The 17,107-nt window shown below is 72.5% G+C and carries 17 protein-coding genes; 7 read left to right on the top strand and 10 right to left on the bottom strand.

The window, feature by feature from the left end:
• Positions 1 to 30: 30 nt before the first annotated feature.
• Positions 31 to 597: an HSP18 transcriptional regulator gene (locus BMZ92_RS10430; RefSeq protein ID WP_218153445.1), complete on the bottom strand. Its 567-nt coding sequence runs from the start codon at positions 595 to 597 to the stop codon at positions 31 to 33.
• Between the two features lie 184 nt (positions 598 to 781).
• Here BMZ92_RS10430 and BMZ92_RS10425 point away from each other — a divergent pair, with 184 nt between their 5' ends.
• Positions 782 to 1,201, top strand: coding sequence for an Hsp20/alpha crystallin family protein (locus BMZ92_RS10425; RefSeq protein WP_091505681.1), 420 nt, complete (start codon positions 782 to 784; stop codon positions 1,199 to 1,201).
• Positions 1,202 to 1,214: 13 nt separating this feature from the next.
• Positions 1,215 to 1,598, top strand: a complete 384-nt coding sequence (locus tag BMZ92_RS10420) for an STAS domain-containing protein (RefSeq protein WP_091505679.1) — start codon at positions 1,215 to 1,217, stop codon at positions 1,596 to 1,598.
• A gap of 9 nt (positions 1,599 to 1,607) precedes the next feature.
• Here BMZ92_RS10420 and BMZ92_RS10415 read toward each other — a convergent pair whose 3' ends face one another.
• Positions 1,608 to 1,790: a hypothetical protein gene (locus tag BMZ92_RS10415; protein WP_091505677.1), complete on the bottom strand. Its 183-nt coding sequence runs from the start codon at positions 1,788 to 1,790 to the stop codon at positions 1,608 to 1,610.
• Between the two features lie 55 nt (positions 1,791 to 1,845).
• A complete protein-coding gene (locus BMZ92_RS10410) occupies positions 1,846 to 2,304 on the bottom strand; it encodes a DUF6098 family protein (protein ID WP_091505675.1) in 459 nt (152 codons plus the stop codon).
• Positions 2,305 to 2,396: 92 nt separating this feature from the next.
• Here BMZ92_RS10410 and BMZ92_RS10405 point away from each other — a divergent pair, with 92 nt between their 5' ends.
• Both BMZ92_RS10405 and BMZ92_RS10400 read left to right on the top strand, forming a co-directional pair.
• Positions 2,397 to 2,741 (top strand): STAS domain-containing protein, encoded by a 345-nt coding sequence (locus tag BMZ92_RS10405; RefSeq protein WP_091505674.1) that lies wholly within the window; start codon positions 2,397 to 2,399, stop codon positions 2,739 to 2,741.
• A 22-nt stretch (positions 2,742 to 2,763) separates the two neighbouring features.
• Positions 2,764 to 3,996 carry a glycosyltransferase 87 family protein gene (locus tag BMZ92_RS10400; RefSeq protein WP_091505672.1) on the top strand — a complete coding sequence of 411 codons (1,233 nt, stop codon included), beginning with the start codon at positions 2,764 to 2,766 and terminating at the stop codon, positions 3,994 to 3,996.
• Here the strand turns inward: BMZ92_RS10400 and BMZ92_RS10395 are convergent.
• The 6 genes from BMZ92_RS10395 to BMZ92_RS10370 form a co-directional block, all read right to left on the bottom strand.
• Positions 3,956 to 5,146: a glutamine synthetase gene (locus BMZ92_RS10395; RefSeq protein ID WP_245782989.1), complete on the bottom strand. Its 1,191-nt coding sequence runs from the start codon at positions 5,144 to 5,146 to the stop codon at positions 3,956 to 3,958. The genes BMZ92_RS10400 and BMZ92_RS10395 overlap by 41 nt on opposite strands.
• Positions 5,143 to 6,903, bottom strand: a complete 1,761-nt coding sequence (locus BMZ92_RS10390) for an IucA/IucC family protein (RefSeq protein ID WP_091505671.1) — start codon at positions 6,901 to 6,903, stop codon at positions 5,143 to 5,145. The genes BMZ92_RS10395 and BMZ92_RS10390 overlap by 4 nt, the downstream gene beginning before the upstream one ends.
• Positions 6,900 to 8,180 (bottom strand): lysine N(6)-hydroxylase/L-ornithine N(5)-oxygenase family protein, encoded by a 1,281-nt coding sequence (locus BMZ92_RS10385; RefSeq protein WP_091505669.1) that lies wholly within the window; start codon positions 8,178 to 8,180, stop codon positions 6,900 to 6,902. The genes BMZ92_RS10390 and BMZ92_RS10385 overlap by 4 nt, the downstream gene beginning before the upstream one ends.
• Complete coding sequence (locus BMZ92_RS10380; RefSeq protein ID WP_091505667.1) at positions 8,177 to 9,559, bottom strand: pyridoxal phosphate-dependent decarboxylase family protein; 1,383 nt, start codon at positions 9,557 to 9,559, stop codon at positions 8,177 to 8,179. Before BMZ92_RS10380 ends, BMZ92_RS10385 begins: the two co-directional genes overlap by 4 nt.
• 728 nt (positions 9,560 to 10,287) lie before the next feature.
• On the bottom strand, positions 10,288 to 11,238 hold the full coding sequence (locus tag BMZ92_RS10375) for an LLM class F420-dependent oxidoreductase (RefSeq protein WP_091505666.1): 951 nt from the start codon (positions 11,236 to 11,238) through the stop codon (positions 10,288 to 10,290).
• Positions 11,235 to 13,307 carry a S9 family peptidase gene (locus BMZ92_RS10370; protein WP_091505664.1) on the bottom strand — a complete coding sequence of 691 codons (2,073 nt, stop codon included), beginning with the start codon at positions 13,305 to 13,307 and terminating at the stop codon, positions 11,235 to 11,237. Before BMZ92_RS10370 ends, BMZ92_RS10375 begins: the two co-directional genes overlap by 4 nt.
• A gap of 129 nt (positions 13,308 to 13,436) precedes the next feature.
• Between BMZ92_RS10370 and rocD the strand changes: the two genes are divergently transcribed.
• Complete coding sequence (rocD, locus tag BMZ92_RS10365; protein ID WP_091506174.1) at positions 13,437 to 14,639, top strand: ornithine--oxo-acid transaminase; 1,203 nt, start codon at positions 13,437 to 13,439, stop codon at positions 14,637 to 14,639.
• Between the two features lie 9 nt (positions 14,640 to 14,648).
• Here the strand turns inward: rocD and BMZ92_RS10360 are convergent, their stop codons facing one another.
• Positions 14,649 to 15,506 carry a helix-turn-helix domain-containing protein gene (locus BMZ92_RS10360; protein ID WP_091505662.1) on the bottom strand — a complete coding sequence of 286 codons (858 nt, stop codon included), beginning with the start codon at positions 15,504 to 15,506 and terminating at the stop codon, positions 14,649 to 14,651.
• A 144-nt stretch (positions 15,507 to 15,650) separates the two neighbouring features.
• On the opposite strand from BMZ92_RS10360, the gene BMZ92_RS10355 reads away from it, so the two are divergent.
• Positions 15,651 to 16,670: an aldo/keto reductase gene (locus BMZ92_RS10355; RefSeq protein WP_091505660.1), complete on the top strand. Its 1,020-nt coding sequence runs from the start codon at positions 15,651 to 15,653 to the stop codon at positions 16,668 to 16,670.
• Between the two features lie 136 nt (positions 16,671 to 16,806).
• Positions 16,807 to 17,107: leucine zipper domain-containing protein (locus BMZ92_RS10350; RefSeq protein ID WP_143249840.1), on the top strand; the 301-nt coding region annotated here is incomplete at its 3' end.

Below are 17,107 nucleotides of genomic sequence, written 5' to 3'. Positions count from 1 at the left end.
CCCATACTCGCACCGCGCGCGACGGCCTGCTCAGCACGAGCCGGACGAACGCTGCTCCTGCGTGCTCCGGCGCACCTGCTGCGCCCGCTCGGTGATCGACCGCACCTGCTCGGCGAGCGCGCTGTGCCTGCCTTCGAGCGCGGCACGCGCCGCCGCCAGCGGGGACAGCAGGTTCGCGGCGTCGTCGTCGGCGAGCGCCTCCTGCACGCGGTCCTGCGCCTGCTCGTCGAGCCCCTCCAGCGCCCCGATCTGCCCGGCCAGCTGGCGCAACGGGCCGGAGTTGCGCCGCGCCCACTCCGCGACCGCGCGATCACCCGCCCGCCTGCTGCGTTCCGCCTCGACCCGCTGCTCGCCGGTGCGGTGCTCGCCGGACCCCGAGGGCCGCAACCGCAGGTAGCGGCGTTCGGCGGCCTGCCTGCTGGTCACGCCCAGCGCCGGGGCGAGTCGCGCCCAGCTCACGCCCTGCTCGCGGGCCGCCCCGATCAGCCGGGGTTCCCAGGCCGCCAGCTCGTCACGCAGGCCCCGCAGCACGACCAGCGCGGCGAGCAGCTCCCGCGGGCCCGTGGACGTGCCGACCGCGGCGTGCACCAGCGCCATCGCCTCGGCTGCGGCCGGCAGCGGCGCCGGAGTGCCCAGTTCGCGAAGCTGCGCGAGCGCCGCGTCGTACCCGTCCACCATGCGTCATCCTTCCGACGACCCCATTCTTGTCATCGTTTGGACGACATGCTAAACCAGGGTTGCGCGTTGACACCAGAGTCGTGAATCCCCGGAGGAGGTAGTCATGGTGATGCGCACGGACCCGTTCCGCGAGTTCGACCGGGTCGTCTGGCAGGTGCACGCCCCCAGCGGCACGTGGTCGCGCCCCGCGCCGATGCCGATGGACGCCCACCGCACGGCCACCGAGTTCGTGCTCTCCTTCGACCTCCCCGGCCTGTCCCCCGACGCGATCGAGCTGGACGTCGAGCGCACGACGCTCACCGTCAAGGCCGAGCGCCGCCCGCCCGTCACCGGGGACGACGTGCGGACGCTGGTCACCGAGCGGCCGCTGGGCGTGTTCTCCCGCCAGGTCTTCCTCGGCGACGGCCTCGACACGGACCGGATCTCGGCCACCTACGAAGCCGGCGTGCTGACCGTGCGCATCCCGCTCGCGCAGCAGGCGCAGCCGCGCCGGATCACGATCACGGACACCGAACGCGCCTGACGGGAGGTCCACGGTGGACAGTGGTCTGGACGTGGAGTGGGCACGGCGGCGTGACCGGGTGGAACTCACCGTCGCCGGGGAGATCGACATGGCGACGGCGCCGCGGCTGCGGGACGCGATCGCGGCCGCCCGCACCGGAACGGGCATCCGGTCCGTGCGGGTGGACCTGTCGCTCGTCGACTTCCTCGACTCGTCCGGGCTCGCCGTCCTCGCCGAGGCCCATTCGGCGTGCGCGGAGGACGGACAGCGCATGGAGGTGGTGTGCGCGAACCAGGCCGTGCGCCGGCCGCTGCGCATCACCGGCCTCGACCGGGTGCTCACCGTCGTCGAGCCCGCACCCGTGGGGGTGGGCGGGAGCACCTCCGCCGCCCGCGGAGGTGCTGCCCGGTGCGGGTGAAACCGCAGGTCAGGAAGGCGAGAAGCCACCGGCTTCGTCGGCGGGCTGGTCCTGGTCGGGGACTCCCGAGCGGGACGCCTGCTCGCTGGGCCGCTCGCCCATCGCCGCGGCCGCGGCGTCCTTGGCCTCTTCGATCTTCTTCCGGGACTCCTCGAGTGCTTCGTCGGCCGAGGAACGCTGGTTCTGCGCCATGCCGTGCTCCTTCCTCGTCTCGGCTGCGGGCTACCACGCGGCTCCGGGGCCAAACTCACGTGGCGTTGCTGCGGTCCATCGGCCCCCACTCCCGCGAACCCTGCTCGTCCACCAGTTCCTGGGCCTCGTGCAGGACGTCGTCGGTCAGCCACGCCAGTGGCCGGTCGCACACCACGAGCGGCTCGTTGTCCGGCCCGCGCGCGGTCTCGGTGCCCTGGAACACCCACGGCCGCACGCCGGGCCCCCGCAGTTCACGCAGGTGGCGGTAGTCGTAGATGCGGCGGGCGAGCCACAGCCGCAGCGGCCGGTCGTCCCACCACGGCTCCACCTTGAGCGGGCTCGCGGACAGGCCGGGCAGCGCCATGCCGGTGAGGGCGTCCCGGCTGGCCTGCGGCCCCGGACCACCGGACGACATGTCGGCTTCGGGTCCCTTCGACCAGCGGACGTAGAGGTCCTGCCCCGACTCGGCCTGGAAGAGGTCCACCAGCTGGTCCAGTGTCAGCACGGTCTTCACGACGGCAGGGGTTCCCCGGCACCCGAGTTTCACGCGGCGGCCACTGGATACAGTGATCGAGGCGATCAGCTACTGGGGAAACAGGAGTGACAGTGAGTCTCACGGTCGAGTGGACGCGCGGCCGGGGCCGGCTCGTGGTCTCGGTCAGCGGCGAGGTGGACGCGGGGTCGAGCCCGCGGCTGCAGGAGGGCATCGCCGCGGCGCACGCGGCGGACGAACCGCCGTCGCCCACCCTCGTGCTCGACCTCGACCGCGTGGAGTTCCTCGACTCCGCCGGGCTCGCCGTGCTCGTGGAGACCGCGAGCGACTGCCACAAGGCCGGCCAGGAACTCCGCCTCGTCGCCACCGGGCGGGCCGTGCTGAACCCGTTGAAGCTCACCGGCCTCGACCAGATCTTCACCGTCCTCGACGCGGTCCCGGCGGCTCCCGCGAACTGAGCCCCGCCTATCGTTGACGGCGATGCGCAAACACCTGTGGATCGTTCCCGTGCTGTGCGCCGTGTGGCTGTTCTTCGCCTTCCGCGGGATGTTCACGGCGATGCCGACGCGCCCGCAGATCGACCTCGAGGTCTACCGGTACGGCGTACAAGCCTGGTGGGACGGGCACGACCTGTACGGCACGCTGCCGCCCGTCGCGAACGGGGCGGAGCTGCCGTTCGTGTACCCGCCGTTCGCGGTGCTCATCCTCAGCCCGCTGGTGCTGCTGCCGTGGGACGCGGCCGTGGTCACGCTGTACGTGGTCAGCACGCTGTGCCTCGGGGTGACGCTGTACCTGGTTTCCCGCGTCGTGTGGCCGCCGCTGGGCCGGTTCGGCGGGTTCCTCGTGACGTGCGTCGCGCTGCCGCTGACGGTGTTCCTGGAACCGGTGAGCCAGACCTACCAGTTCGGCCAGGTGAGCCTGATCATGATGGCGCTCGTCACAGTCGACTGTCTCGCCGGGAAGACGCTGTGGCCACGGGGTTTCGGCATCGGGCTGGCGGCCGCGGTCAAGCTCACCCCCGCCGCGTTCGTCCTGTTCTTCCTGATGCGCAAGGACTACCGCTCGGCCGCCCGCGCCGGGATCACGTTCGCGGTGGCCGCGGCCATCGGGTTCGTCACCGACTTCCACGCCTCCGTCGAGTACTGGTTCCAAGGTGGACTGTCCGGCGGCGGCGTGAGCGGTACGGCGTTCAAGACCAACCAGACGATCGAGGCCGCGCTGGTGCGCACCGGGATGCCCGAGGCCGTCGAAAAAGTGGTGTGGATCGCGGTGATCGCGGCGCTCGTCGTCGTGGTGGCGCTCGCGATGCGGCAGGCCGCCCCCGCGCTGGCGCTGACGGCGAACGCGGGACTGGCGCTGCTGGTGTCGCCCACGTCGTGGTCGCACTACTACGTGTGGGTCGCGCCCGCGCTGCTCGTCGTGCTGGCGCACGGCGTGCGCCGCGCGGTGTCGCGCTCGTGGCTCGCGGCCGCGTGGTTCGGCTGGGCCGTGCTCACGGCGGTGTTGTTCTACTGGGCGCCGTTCCACGACCTGCCCGACACCGACTTCCCCGTCGTGCACGTCCACTGGGACTGGCCGCAGCAGCTGTCGGCGGCGACGTACCCGCTGGTCGGCGTCGCGCTGCTGCTGGCGTTCTCGATCAAGGAGCTGCGGGCGCGGCCACGTTCGGAGCTCACGCCCGAAGTGCTCCCCGCCGCCGCTGCCAGTCGGTGACGGCGTCACACCCCGCGTCGATCTCGGCCTGGAGCAGGGCGCTCTGCTGCTCCACGAGTTCCCCGCCCAGCACCTTCGTCCCGGAGAGCGCGGCCAGCGCCTCCCACGGCGTCGCGCACAGCGTGCCGACCTCCTCGCCCTCCGGCGGGGGCGCGAGGTTCTCCTCGATCCCCGCGCGGCCCGCCGCGAGCAACGCGGCCACGACCAGGTGCGGCTGGGCGTCGGCCCCGGCGAAGCGGAACTCCAGCCGCCGCGAGGCGCCGCTGCCCGCGATCCGCACGGCGGCCGTCCGGTCGTCGGTGCCCCAGCGCAGCGAGCGCGGGGAGAACGGGCCGGTGCGCAGCCGCACGTAGCTGTTCCACGTGGGTGCCCAGATCGCCGTGAGCGCCCGCGCCTCCCGCAGCACCCCCGCCAGGAACGGTTCCAGCGCGGGCGGGGACAGCGAGAGGTGCACGTGGCACGAGTTGCCCTGACCGGTCTCGGGCGCGGCGAGGTAGCTCGCCGTCACGCCGTGCTCGGCCGCGGTGGTCCGCACGAGGAGTTGCTGCAGCATCGCGTCGTCGCACGCCGAAAGCGCTTTCCGGTGGCGCAGGACGATTTCGTACTGGCCTGGGTGGCACTCCCCGCGCGCCGACTCCACGCGCAGCGGCGCCAGCCTCGCCCGCAGGTCCCGCAGCAGCGGCCGCAGCCGCTCGGTGCCGCCGACCGCGTAGTCCACGCCGTGCGGGGTCAAGGGCCCGTCCGCGTCGGAGAACGTGACCTCGTGCTCGATGCCCACCGACGGCACGAAACCCAATGCTTCCAGCGCGTCCAGCTCGTCGCGCAGCACCTGTCGTGGTGCCACGCGCACCGGCTCGCCGTCGGGCCACTCCACGTCGCACACCACGGCGTAGACGCCTTCCTCCACCGGCGTGACCGTGCCGAGGTCCGGCCGCATGCGCAGATCCCCGTAGCCGCCGAGGTAGCGCGACAGCGACTCGACCGGCTCGCGCTCGGGCGTCCACGCGAAGACGTAGGTGCACAGGCCGTACCCGCCGGTCAGCACCTCCTCCTCGACGAACTCCCGGGACAGTTCGACGGCCGCGAACCGCGCGTGGGGATCCGGCACGAGCAGCAGCACACGGGAGGCGTCCGGCGGCAGCGCGCTCACCACGCACCGCCGGGATCGGGCGCGTGCAACGGGTTCGGCACGCGGCCCCAGCGCACGTCGAACTCGTCGTCCCGCTCGACCTTGTCGAAACCCTGTCCCGCCAGGTGTTCGCGGTTGAGCGTGACGCGTTCCACATCCGGCGCGAACACGCGGCACGCGTCGAACCGCTCCGCCACATCAGGGTTCTCCTCGCGGTAACGCGCCACGACCTCCCGCACGAGCGACCAGAACCGCGGCCGCGGCAGCCCGAGGTCGTCGGCCGCGATCTCCGCCCAGAACCGCAGCTGCCCGGAGAACACCGAGCTGAACAGCGACTGCGCGAGCAGGTGCGCGGGCCAGCGCAGCATCTCCGCCGCCGCCTCGGGCGCGAGCAGCCGGTAGCAGTCGAGGTCCTCGTCGAGCAGGTCCACGCCCTGCGCGAAGTCCTTGATCGCCACGCGCAGCGGCCGCCCGGCCTCGTCGGTGATCAGGATCAGGTTCTGGCCGTGCGGGCAGAACCCGACGCCGTACCGCAGCAGCCACTGCAGCAACGGGGTGAGCAGCAGGTCGAACAGCTTGGCGCACCACCGTTCCGCGCCGAGCCCGCTGCGCTCGACGAGCTCGGTGAGCACCGCGCGGCCCGTCTGGTCGCGGTAGGGCAGCGCGGCGAACGACAGCGCGCGCTCGCCTTCCGCCAGCCGCGCGACGAGCGGCTCCCGCCACAGCGCGCCCAGCGTCTCGTGGAACCGGTAGGGCAGCTCCTCCAGCGCGCCGAACAGCGGGTGCCGCACCGACACGCTCGCCACCTCGCCGAGCAGCTCGAAGCGGTACTCCTTGGACAGCAACGGATCCGCCGCGTCCACCTGCTTCAGCCACGCGGTCACGGCGGGCCCGGCGAGCGTCGCCGCGGAGGCCAGACCCCGGTACACCAGCGTGTTGCGCACCGACACGGCCGTCTTGACGTCGTGCCGGTCCGGCCTGCTGAGGTTCGCGAGTGTCCGCACTGTCTGATGTGGACGGTAATGGTCCCGGCTCTCGCCGAGGTCGAGCACCACGCCCGTGGCCAGCTCGGCGGCGTAGAGGGTGCCCAGGATTTCGTCGGCCTGCCAGGGGTGCACCGGCACGAGCACGTACTCCGGCCCGGCCTTGTCCCGGAAATCCGCCAGCAGCTCCTCCCCGAGTTCCTCCCGCAGCAGGGTTTCCTCGTCGAGCTCCTCGACGGACCGGAACTGGGCGTGGTCGCGGTGCACCGCGAACCACCGCAGCCGGACGTCCACTCCGGACTCCGGCGCGTACCGCTCGCGGTCCCGCCTCGAGAAACCGACGCGTCCCTTGTTGAGCACCAACCGCGGATGACCGGTGAGGTGCCCGTCCGCCAGGTTGTAGTCCATCGTGGACAGTTCTGCGGCGGTGGGCGCACGGCGCAGGCGGGCCGCCTCGTTCGCGACGGTGGAGGTCAGCTCGGCGAGGACGTCGGCCAGCCGCAGCCCGGACAGGCCGAGCGCTGAGCGCGCGTCGACGACGAGCGTGCGGGGATCGTCGGCGGGCACCGGGTCCTGCTGTCCCACACGACGGATCGCACTGCCGGGGACGACGGCCCATGACTCGAAAGCGCCCTGCCGCGCCCGGAACTCGTACCTCACATCGTCCGGCAGCGAAAGCCGCCAACCGTCGTCGGTCCGCTCGGGCCGGAACAGGCCCTCGTAGGACAGTTCGCCGAGCATCTTGTGCACGATGAGCGCGCCGGCCTGCCGCCAGGCCTGTGCTTCGCCGGTCATTCCGTCTCCTGACTGGGCAACCCGAAGGTGGTGAACGCGGTCCGCGAGGGCAGGCGGTACACCTCGCGGCCGCAGACCGAGTTGACGATGGACGCCGCGCGGTACGCCGCGAGGCCGAGGTCCGGCGCACCCACGCCGTGCGTGTGGCGTTCGGCGTTCTGCACGTACACCGAGCCCGGCACGCCTTCCAGCCGCAGGCGGAAATCCCGCTCCACCACGGGGCGGCCGCGCCCGTCGGTGACGAGCCGGTCGGCGAGCGGGCCGAGGAGGCGGTCGAGCGGGGTTTCGGTGTAGCCGGTGGCGGCCACGACCGCGTCGGTGTGCCAGACGGCCGTGGTGCCCTGCTGGACGTGGCGCAGGCCGAGTGCGACTCGGTCGCCTTCCCGATGCGCCTCGACGACCTCGACGCCGGGGGTCAGCACGACGTCCGGCCAGCCACCGCCGATGCTCCGCCGGTACAGCTCGTCGGCGATCTCGGCGATGGTCTCGCTGTCGATCCCCTTGTACAGCTGCCATTGCGCGGGCAGCAGCCGGTCACGCACCGGCTCGTCGAGGCCGTGGAAGAACGTCGTGTAGTCCGGCGTGAACTGCTCCAGCCCGAGTTTCGAGTACTCCATCGGCGCGAACGACGCTGTGCGCGCGATCCAGCGCAGGCCGCCGGGGCGTGGCCGGTGGCGCAGCAGGTCGAGGAACACCTCCGCACCCGACTGGCCGGCGCCCACGACCGTCACTTCTGGGGCGGCGAGCAGCCGTTCCCGCTCGGCGAGGTAGTCGGCGGCGTGCAGCACAGCGTCGGACAGCAAGGGGCGCAACGGTTTTGGCACGAGCGGTTCGGTCCCGACACCGAGGACGACGTTCCGCGCCGTAATCGGTTCGCCGTCGGTGGTGTCGAGCCGGAAAGCGCTTTCCGTGGTGTCGATCCCAGTGATCTCCACGCCGAACCGGCAGGAAGGCAGCCGATGCCCTGCCCAGCGGCAGTAGTCGTCGTACTCCACGCGAGCCAGGTGGAACTTTTCCGCGAAGTAGAACGGGAACAGCCGGTCGTGCTCACGCAGATAGTTCAAAAAGGACAGTGGGCTGGTCGGGTCGACGAGGGTGACCAGGTCGGCGAGGAACGGCACCTGGATCGTCGCGCCCTCGATGAGCAGGCCGGGGTGCCAGCGGAACTCCTTGCGGCGCTCGAAAAATCCGGTGCGCAGGCCTGGTACCGGGTCGGCGAGCGCGGCGAGCGACAGGTTGAACGGGCCGATCCCGACCCCGGCGAGGTCGAGCGTCACGAGGCGATCGCCGCCCCGGCGCGTGCGGTGGCGGCGACGGTGTCCAGCAGGCCCTGGTAGTCGGCGGCGGTGGCGTGCGGGTGGAGGAGCGTGAGCTTGAGCCACACCTCGCCCGGCGGCAGGGTGGCGCGGCCGATGATCGCGGTGCCGGATTCCAGCAGCGCGCGGCGGACTTCGGCGACGTCGCCGGAAACCGGGCGGAACAACACGGTGGACAGCGTGGGCTCACCGCGGAGTTCGAGCCCGGGGTGCCGGCGGATCGCATCGGCGACCTCGCGAGCCGTGGCGCAGCAGCGTTCGATCAGCTCGCCCATGCCGTGGAGGCCGAGCGCGCGCATCGTGACGGCCATGCGGAACGCGTCGGGGCGGCGGGAGGTGCGGATCGAGCGGCCGAGGAGGTCGGGCAGGCCGGCTTCGGTGTCGTCGTCGGCGTTGAGGTACTCGGCCTGGACGTTCAGCGCGGCGAGGTCGGCGGCGTCGCGGACGGCGAACAGCCCGGAGGCGATGGGCTGCCAGCCGAACTTGTGCAGGTCGAGCGCGACGGAGTCGGCTTCGGCGAGCCCGTCGAGCAGGGGCCGCAGGCGGGTGCTGCACAGGGCGAGGCCGCCGTAGGAGGCGTCGACGTGCAGCCGGGCGCCGTGCTCGCGGCACACGCGGGCGATTTCGCGCAGGGGGTCGATGTCGCCGGTGTCGGTGGTGCCCGCGGTGGCGACGACGACCGCGGGGCCGGTCGTGCGCAGCACTTCGCCGAGCGCTTCGGCGGACATGCGCTCGCCCTCGCACCCGACGACGACCGGTGCGGGCAGGCCGAGCAACCACGCGGCACGGGCGACGCTGTGGTGGGCGTTGCGACCGCAGACGGGGCGGACGTTTTGGTGCTTTTCCCGTGCCAGCAGCAGACCGAGGAGGTTCGATTCGGTGCCGCCGGTGGTGACGACGGCGTCGGGCGCGGGTTCGGCGGGGTAGCACAGGCGCGCGATCGCGGTGAGGAAGGCGCGCTCCAGTTCGCTCGCGACGGGCGCCTGGTCCCAGGAGTCCATGGACGGGTTGAGCGCCCCGGCGGCGATGTCAGCGGCGACGCCGACCGCGAGGGGCGGGCAGTGCAGGTGCGCGGCGCACCACGGGTCCGCCGGGTCGACCGAGCCCGCCGCGAGGAGGGTGGCGAGTTCGGAAAGCGCTTTCTCTGCGCCGACGCCCCGCTCGGGGACGAGCGGTTCGAGTGCCGCCACGCTCGCCGCCACGGCGGCCGGTCCCCCGGCGGGCCCGGGCGCGGCGCGCTCCGCCGTGCCTGCCGCCAAGCCCCGCAACACCACCGGAACCAGCTCCGCGAGCCGCTCATGCCCCTGCCGCCCGCCCGCGAGCGCGGTGGAATCGACCACTGCATCACTCCTTAGGTATGCCTACGCTAAGCCACCATACGGACACGGTGGTCCCGCGGGCAGTCCCCCGGGGCACTTTCCCACAAAAGTGCCCACGGGAGGAGCGGTTCCGGCGCGGGAAAGCGCTTGCAGGAGGAGGTGGGGACGGGGAGGCGGGCAGCCGGGAGCCGCGGCGACCGGGGATGGCGGAGCGGCGGCCGGAGACGCGACGGCACCAACGGGCGGGGGCGGGCACGCGGTGGCGGCGGCACTGCGGGACATGCGGCCGCTACACGCGCCAGGGCAAACGAGCAGCGGACGGGCCGGAAACAGGATACAACGGACAAACTACGCAGGCGAGGCGAAGCCACGGACCCCGCGAAGCCACAGACCCGGCGAACCCGCGGACCCGGCGAACCCGCGGACCCGGCGAACCCGCGGACCCGGCGAACCCGCGCGCCCGGCGAACCCGCGCGCCCGGCGAACCCACGGACCCGGCGAACCCGCGCGCCCGGCGAACCCACGGACCCCGCGAACCCACGGACCCCGCGAACCCACAGACCCCGCGAACCCACAGACCCCGCGAACCCACAGACCCCGCGAACCCACGGACCCGGCGAACCCGCGCGCCCGGCACACCCCACGGATCGCCAGGCCTGCCGCCGCCCGGCTCGCCGCCGACCCGCCATCGGGCCAACGCCACCGCCCCGGCCAACCCCACCCGAAAAGCCCGGCCCCCTCAACCCTCGTCACCGGGGCGCGAGCGCCACCACCTGCTCCAGCGGATCCCCTCCAGTGGGCAACAACCCGATCACCGGGGTGTCCAGCCCGGCGTCCACATAGGACTCCAAGCGCTCCACGCACGCGGCGGGGCTGCCGTGCACCACAAGATCGTCCACGACCTCGTCCGGGATGGCGGCGTTCGCGCCCTTGCGGTCGCCCGCCGCCCACAGCTCGTGCATCTTCCGCAGCGCCTCGCCCCGGCCGAGCCACTCGTGGAAGGCCGCGTACACCGGCACGGTCAGGTAACTGCTGATCAGCATCCGCCCCAGCGCCCGCGCCGCCTCGACGTCCTCCGTCGGGCACACGAAGATCCGCGCCACCAGCTCCACGTCCGGCCCGATCTCCGCCCGCACCTTCGGCACGTCACCGGGCGCGAGCCAGTTCGTGATCGCCCCGTCGGCCTCGTTCGCCGCCAGCTTCAGCATCCCCGGGCGCAGCGCGGCGAGCATGATCCGCGGCGGCACGGACGGCACGCGCTCCAGTTTGAACCGGCGCACCGAGAACGTCTCGTACTCCTCGCTGACCTTCTCCCCCGCCAGCGCCGAACGCAGGAAGCGCAACGTGTCCCGCGTCCGCTGGTAGGGCTTCGTGAACTCCCCCGCGTTCCACTGCGACACGATCACCGGCGAGGACGTCCCGATGCCCAGCACGAACCGCTCCGGCGCCACCTCCGCCAGCGTCGCCGCGCTCATCGCCAGCAGCCCCGGCCCCCGCGTGTACACCGGGGCGATCGCCGTCCCCAGCCGCAGCGACGGCGCCCACTGGGAAGCCAGGAGCAGCGGCGAAAACGCGTCCGTACCCGCCGTTTCCGCCGACCACGCGTCGGTGTACCCGAGGTCGGGCAGCCGCTCGATCAGCTCGCGGTGCGCCGTCAGCGGCACCCCCGTCAGCGGGATCGTGATTCCCCAGCGCTTCACCGGCTCAGCTCCTTCTTGATCCACTCGACCTGCACGCGCATCAGGTTCTCCGCGACCTCCTCCGCCTGCGGCGTCATGTGCGTCGCGCCCACCAGCGGCAGGAACACGTGCTCCCGCCCCGCCGCCAGCAACGCCGACGACAACCGCAGCGCGTGCGCGACGAACACGTTGTCGTCGGCCAGCCCGTGCACGATCAGCAGCGACCGGCTCAGCCCCGGCGCGTCGGCGATCAGCGAGTTCCGTTCGTACGTCTCCGGATCGTCCTGCGGTTTGCCGAGGTAGCGCTCGGTGTAGTGGGTGTCGTACAGCGACCAGTCCGTCACCGGCGCGCCCGCGACCGCGGCGCGGAACACGTCAGGCCGCCGCAGCACCGCCAGTGCCGACAGGTACCCGCCGTAGGACCAACCGCGGATCGCCACCCGCTCCAGGTCGAGTTCCGGGTGCTCGGCGGCGACCGCGTGCAACGCGTCCACCTGGTCGGCGAGCGTCACGTCCGCGAGCTTGCCCGCGATCTCCTTCTCCCACGCCGGACCGCGCCCCGGCGTCCCGCGGCCGTCCGTGACGAGCACCGCGAAACCCTGGTCCGCCAACCACTGCGAGGTCAGGAACGCGTTCCGGCTCTGCAGCACGCGCTGCGCGTGCGGCCCACCGTACGGGTCGAGCAGCACCGGCAGCTTCACCCCGGGCTCGTGCCCGGCGGGCAGCAGCAGCGCCGCCCGCAACCCCCGCTCACCCACGGTCAGCCAGCGGGGTTCCGGGACCAGGCCCGGGTCTTCGGGGTACGACCGCACCTGCGCGACCGTCTCGCCGTCCCGCACCACGGACACGCGCGGCCCGCTGTGTTCGAGGCTCCACGACGACAACACGGTCAGCGAAGCCGTACCAGCGCCGACGTGCACACCGTCCGAAGTGGACACACGGGTCACGCCGCCGGGTCCCGTGCGGTAGACGTGGATCTGCGTCGGGTCTTCGTCGGAGGCGCTGAACAGCACCTCCTCGCCGACGTCGAGCACCGAACGCACCTGCAGCTCCGGCCCGGTGACGGGCGTGCCGTCGACGATCAGCCGGTAACTGCCGTCGGCGGCGCTCACGCGCACCAGCCTGCCGTCGGCCGTCCACGCCGGCACCCCGGGCACGATCTCGACCCACTGCGGATCGGTCTCGGTGTGCAGCAGCTTCGTCGCGCCGGTTTCCGGGTCGGCGGCGAGGATCTGGAACGTCCGCTGGTCCCGGCTCTGCACGGCCAGCAGCGGCGGCCCGCCCGCCGACCAGTGCACCGCGACGAGGTACTCCCAGTCGCCGCGTTCGACGTCCACGCGCGTGCCGTCCAGGCCCACGAACGCCAGCGACACGTCGACGTTGCGTTCCCCCGCCGCGGGGTAGGCGACGGTGTTCACCGGGTTCTGCGGGTTCGCCGGGTCGGCGATGTTCCACCGCGGCACGCCCGCGCGGTCGCTGCGCTCGACGAGCAGGCTCGCCCCGTCGGGCGACCACCAGTAGCCGCGCGCGCGGCCCAGCTCCTCGCCCGCGATGAACTCCGCGAGCCCCCAGGCGATGTCCTCGCCGTCCTCGTCGACCAGCATCCGGTCCTGCCCGGTCGCGCGCTCGATCACGCGCAGCCGCCGGTCCCGCACGTACGCCACGTGCGTCCCCGTGGGGTTCGGCCGCGGGTCGACCACGGCGCTGCTGACCAGCTCGGTGACCTCCCGTGTCGCGAGGTCGACGGTGTAGAGCTTGCCGGACAAGGAGAACGCGGCCAGCCGCAGCCCGGCGTCCGTGGCGTAGCCGACCACGCCGCCCGCGCTCTCGCGGCTGCGCTCGCGCCGGGCGCGCTCCTCCGGCGGCAGGTCCTCCTCGCCGGGCAGCAGGCGTGCGGCGTCGACGACCTTCGTCTCGGTGCCGTCGGCCAGGTCCAGCTCCCACAGGCTGTTGCGCCGGTCCACGCCCGATTCCGCCCGCAGGAACAGCAACCGCGTGCCGTCCGGCGCGACGCGGAACTCGCGGGGCGTGCCGAGGGTGAAGCGCTGCGTGCGGGCCTGCAATCGGAGGAAGGAGTGTTCATCGGTCACGCCCGCACTCTTCCAGACCGGCCGGTATGTTGGCGAGTCCACCCGCGGCACAACGATCGGCCGTCACGACCCCGAACTGCGCAACGAAGTGCTCCTGATCATTGCGTTTTCCGGCTCTAACCTGTGAGCATGACGACCTCGGCCGACTTCATCGCACTCGACGAACGCTGGAGCACGCACAACTACCACCCGCTCCCGGTGGTCATCGCCGAAGCCGAGGGCGCGTGGGTCACCGACGTCGAAGGCAGGCGGTACCTGGACTTCCTGTCGGGCTACTCGGCGCTGAACTTCGGCCACCGGCACCCGGCGCTGGTCGCCGCCGCGGCCGAGCAGCTGGGCCGGGTCACGCTCACCTCCCGCGCCTTCCACCACGACCAGCTGGGCCTGTTCTGCCGCGAGCTGGCCGAGCTGACCGGCACGGACATGGTGCTGCCGATGAACTCGGGCGCGGAGGCCGTCGAGTCGGCGCTGAAGGTCGCGCGGAAGTGGGCCTACGAGGTCAAGGGGATTCCGGACGGCACGGCGGAAATCGTCGTCGCCGGGTCCAACTTCCACGGCCGCACCACGACGATCGTGTCGTTCTCCACCGACGAGACGGCGCGCTCGCACTTCGGGCCGTTCACGCCGGGGTTCGTGGTGGTGAAGTACGGCGACGCGGCCGCGCTGCGGGACGCGATCACCGAGCGCACGGCGGCCGTGCTGCTGGAGCCGGTGCAGGGCGAGGCCGGTGTGGTCGTACCGCCCGCCGGCTACCTCGCGGAGGCGCGGCGGCTGTGCGACGAGGCCGGGGTGCTGCTGATCGCCGACGAGATCCAGTCGGGGCTGGCGCGCACCGGGAAACTGCTGGCGCTGGACCACGAGGGCGTGCGCGCGGACCTGTACACGCTGGGCAAGGCGCTCGGCGGCGGGATCATGCCGCTGTCGGCGGTGGTCGGGCGGCGGGACGTGCTCGGTGTGCTGAAGCCGGGCGAGCACGGCTCGACGTTCGGCGGGAACCCGCTCGCGTGCGCGGTCGGCCGGGCGGTGATCCGGCTGCTGTCGACGGGCGAGTTCCAGGAACGCTCCACGCGGCTGGGCGAGCACCTGCGCGAGCGGCTGACGGCACTGATCGGGCAGGGCGTGGCGGAGGTGCGCGCACGCGGCCTGTGGGCGGGCGTCGACCTGACGCCCGGCGGGCTGTCCGGCCGCGAGGCGTCGGAGGCGCTGGCCGCGAAGGGCGTGCTGTGCAAGGAAACGCACGGCAACACCCTCCGCATCGCCCCGCCGCTGGTGATCAGCGAGGCGGACCTGGACCGCGGCCTCGACGCGATCGCCGAGGTCATCCGGCGGTAGCACGCATTTTCAGGTGTCCGTTCCGGCTGCCGTCAGCGCCTGGACGCCGATGACCTCCAGCAGCCGCAGCCGCTCGGCGGTCTCACTGCCCTCCGCCGCGGTGAAGGCCATGATCCGCAGGTCGGTCCCGAGTGCCGCGAGGATGTCGCAGTCGAGGGTGATCTCGCCGATGGTGGCGTGCCGGACCGTCTTGGTCAGGGGCTCGTGCACGCCCACCACGCCGGAGTCCCACAGCGCCGCGAAGTCGTCGCTGCGGGTCCGGAGCTCGGCGATCAGTGCGGCCAGGCCGGCGTCCTTCGGGTAGCGGGCCGCCGCCGCTCGCAGGTCGGACACGAAGGCCGCGCGGTGTCCCGGCTCGCGGCTCACCGCCTGGGGGTATCCGGCAGGGGGTTCGACGAAGGACCACCACACCGCGTTGCTCCGGAAGTCGTGTGGTGTGGGCGGGTTTCCGAACAGCGCGGCCCACAGCGGGTTCCACGTGATGAGGTTCCACGCGGCGTCGTACACGCTCAGCGGTGTGCTCGTCAGCCGGTCCAGCAGGCGCTGGACGCCCGCGGGCACGTGGTCGGACACGTGCCCGGGGCCGGGCACCGCCTGACCGGCGAGCACGAACAGGTGCTCACGCTCGGCCGTCGTCAGCCGCAACGCGCGGGCCAGCGTGGACAGCACCTGGGGCGACGGCTTGGTCGACCTGCCCTGCTCGAGCCGCACGATGTAGTCGACGGACAGGCCGGCGAGCTGGGCGAGCTCCTCACGCCGCAGCCCTGGCGCACGCCGGTGCCCGCCGTCCGGCAGGCCGACCTCGGCCGGCTTCGTGCGGTCCCGCCAAGCGTGCAAGGCCCTGCCGAGATCCGTGGTTCCGGTCATCTGCCCAGTATCGGCGGTCGACCGCGGCCCGTCGTGGTACTCCGGATCCACCGGTTGCGGCGGGTACTGGCTGGTTCCCCGGGGGCTCGCGGAAGGTGGGTGCGGACCGGCGGGATCCGCCCGCCGCATCGGAGGAGCACGTCGATGGAGTACCGCAAGCTCGGGCGGACCGGGATCGAGGTCAGCCCCTACGGGCTCGGCACGTTGATGTTCGCGAGCCAGATGGGCAACGAACCGGACGAGTCGATCCGGATCATCCACAAGGCGATCGACGCCGGGATCAACCTCATCGACACCGCCGACCGCTACGGCGACTCCGAGGACATCGTCGGAAAGGCGCTGAAGGACCGCCGCGACGAGGTGGTACTGGCCACCAAGGTCGGCATGCCGATGGGCGCCGGGCCCAACCGGCAGGGCGGCTCGCGCCGCTGGATCACCACCGCCGTCGAGAACTCGCTGCGCAGGCTCGGCACCGACCACATCGACATCTACCAGCTCCAGCGCCCCGACCCGGACACCGACCTGGAGGAGACCCTGTCCGTGCTGACCGACCTCGTCAGGGCGGGCAAGGTGCGCGCGATCGGTTCCTCGACGACGCCCGCGTCCCTGATCGTCCAGGCCCAGTGGGCCGCCGAACGCGCCGGGCTGCAGCGGTTCCGCACCGAGCAACCGCCGTACTCGGTCCTGAACCGCGGCATCGAACGGGAGGTCCTGCCGCTCGCGCAGGAGTACGGCATGGGCGTCCTGGTGTGGGGCCCCTTCGCCCAGGGCATGCTGACCGGCCGGGTGCGCAAGGGCGGTGGCAACGACCTCAAGCGCGCCGGGTTCTCCCGTCACCTCTCCGACGAACGCCGGATCGACGTCGTCGAACGACTCGTCCCGCTCGCGCGGGAGGCGGGCCTGCCCATGACCCACCTGGCGATGGCGTTCGCGATCGCCCACCCGGGCGTCACCGCCGCGCTCCTCGGCCCGCGCACCATGGCGCACCTCGACGACCTCCTGGCCGGGGCCGACGTCGAACTGTCCGACGAGGTGATGGACCGGATCGACGAGATCGTCCCGCCTGGCACCGACGTCACCGCGCTCGACCAGGAGTACCGGCCCCCGGCGTTGCTCGAGACCGCTCTCCGGCGCCGCCCCGCCGGGCGCCGGTCAGCGGCCTGAGCGTGTCCTAGGTGTGATGTGCAGGGACGTTGTCCCGGGTTGGGGTGACTGGTGACGGCCTGTCGTGCAGACAGGTGAAGGCCTCCGGATGTGAAGTGGAGCTGTCGAGGAACCGCTTCACCGACTGGAGGCCTTCGTGTCCCACCCTAACGCCACCCTGACCCCACGCACCCGGCTCCGACTTGCCCAGCTGATTGTCGAACAGGGCTGGACCTGCACCGCAGCGGCGAAGATGTTCATGGTCGCCGCGAAAACCGCGGCCAAGTGGGCCGACCGCTACCGGCGCGAAGGCGCCGCCGGGATGGCCGAGCGCAGCTGCCGCCCGCACCACAGCCCGGCCACAACCTCGCCCGCACTGGTGCGGCAGATCGTGCGACTGCGGTGGCGGCAGCGGCTGGGCCCGGTCCAGATCGCCGGCCGGCTCGCCCTGCCCGCCT

Source organism: Amycolatopsis sacchari (genome assembly GCF_900114035.1).
Classification (GTDB): Bacteria; Actinomycetota; Actinomycetes; order Mycobacteriales; family Pseudonocardiaceae; genus Amycolatopsis_E; species Amycolatopsis_E sacchari.
The sequence above is the reverse complement of the archived record's forward strand: the minus strand, read 5'-3'. Positions and strand labels throughout refer to the sequence as shown.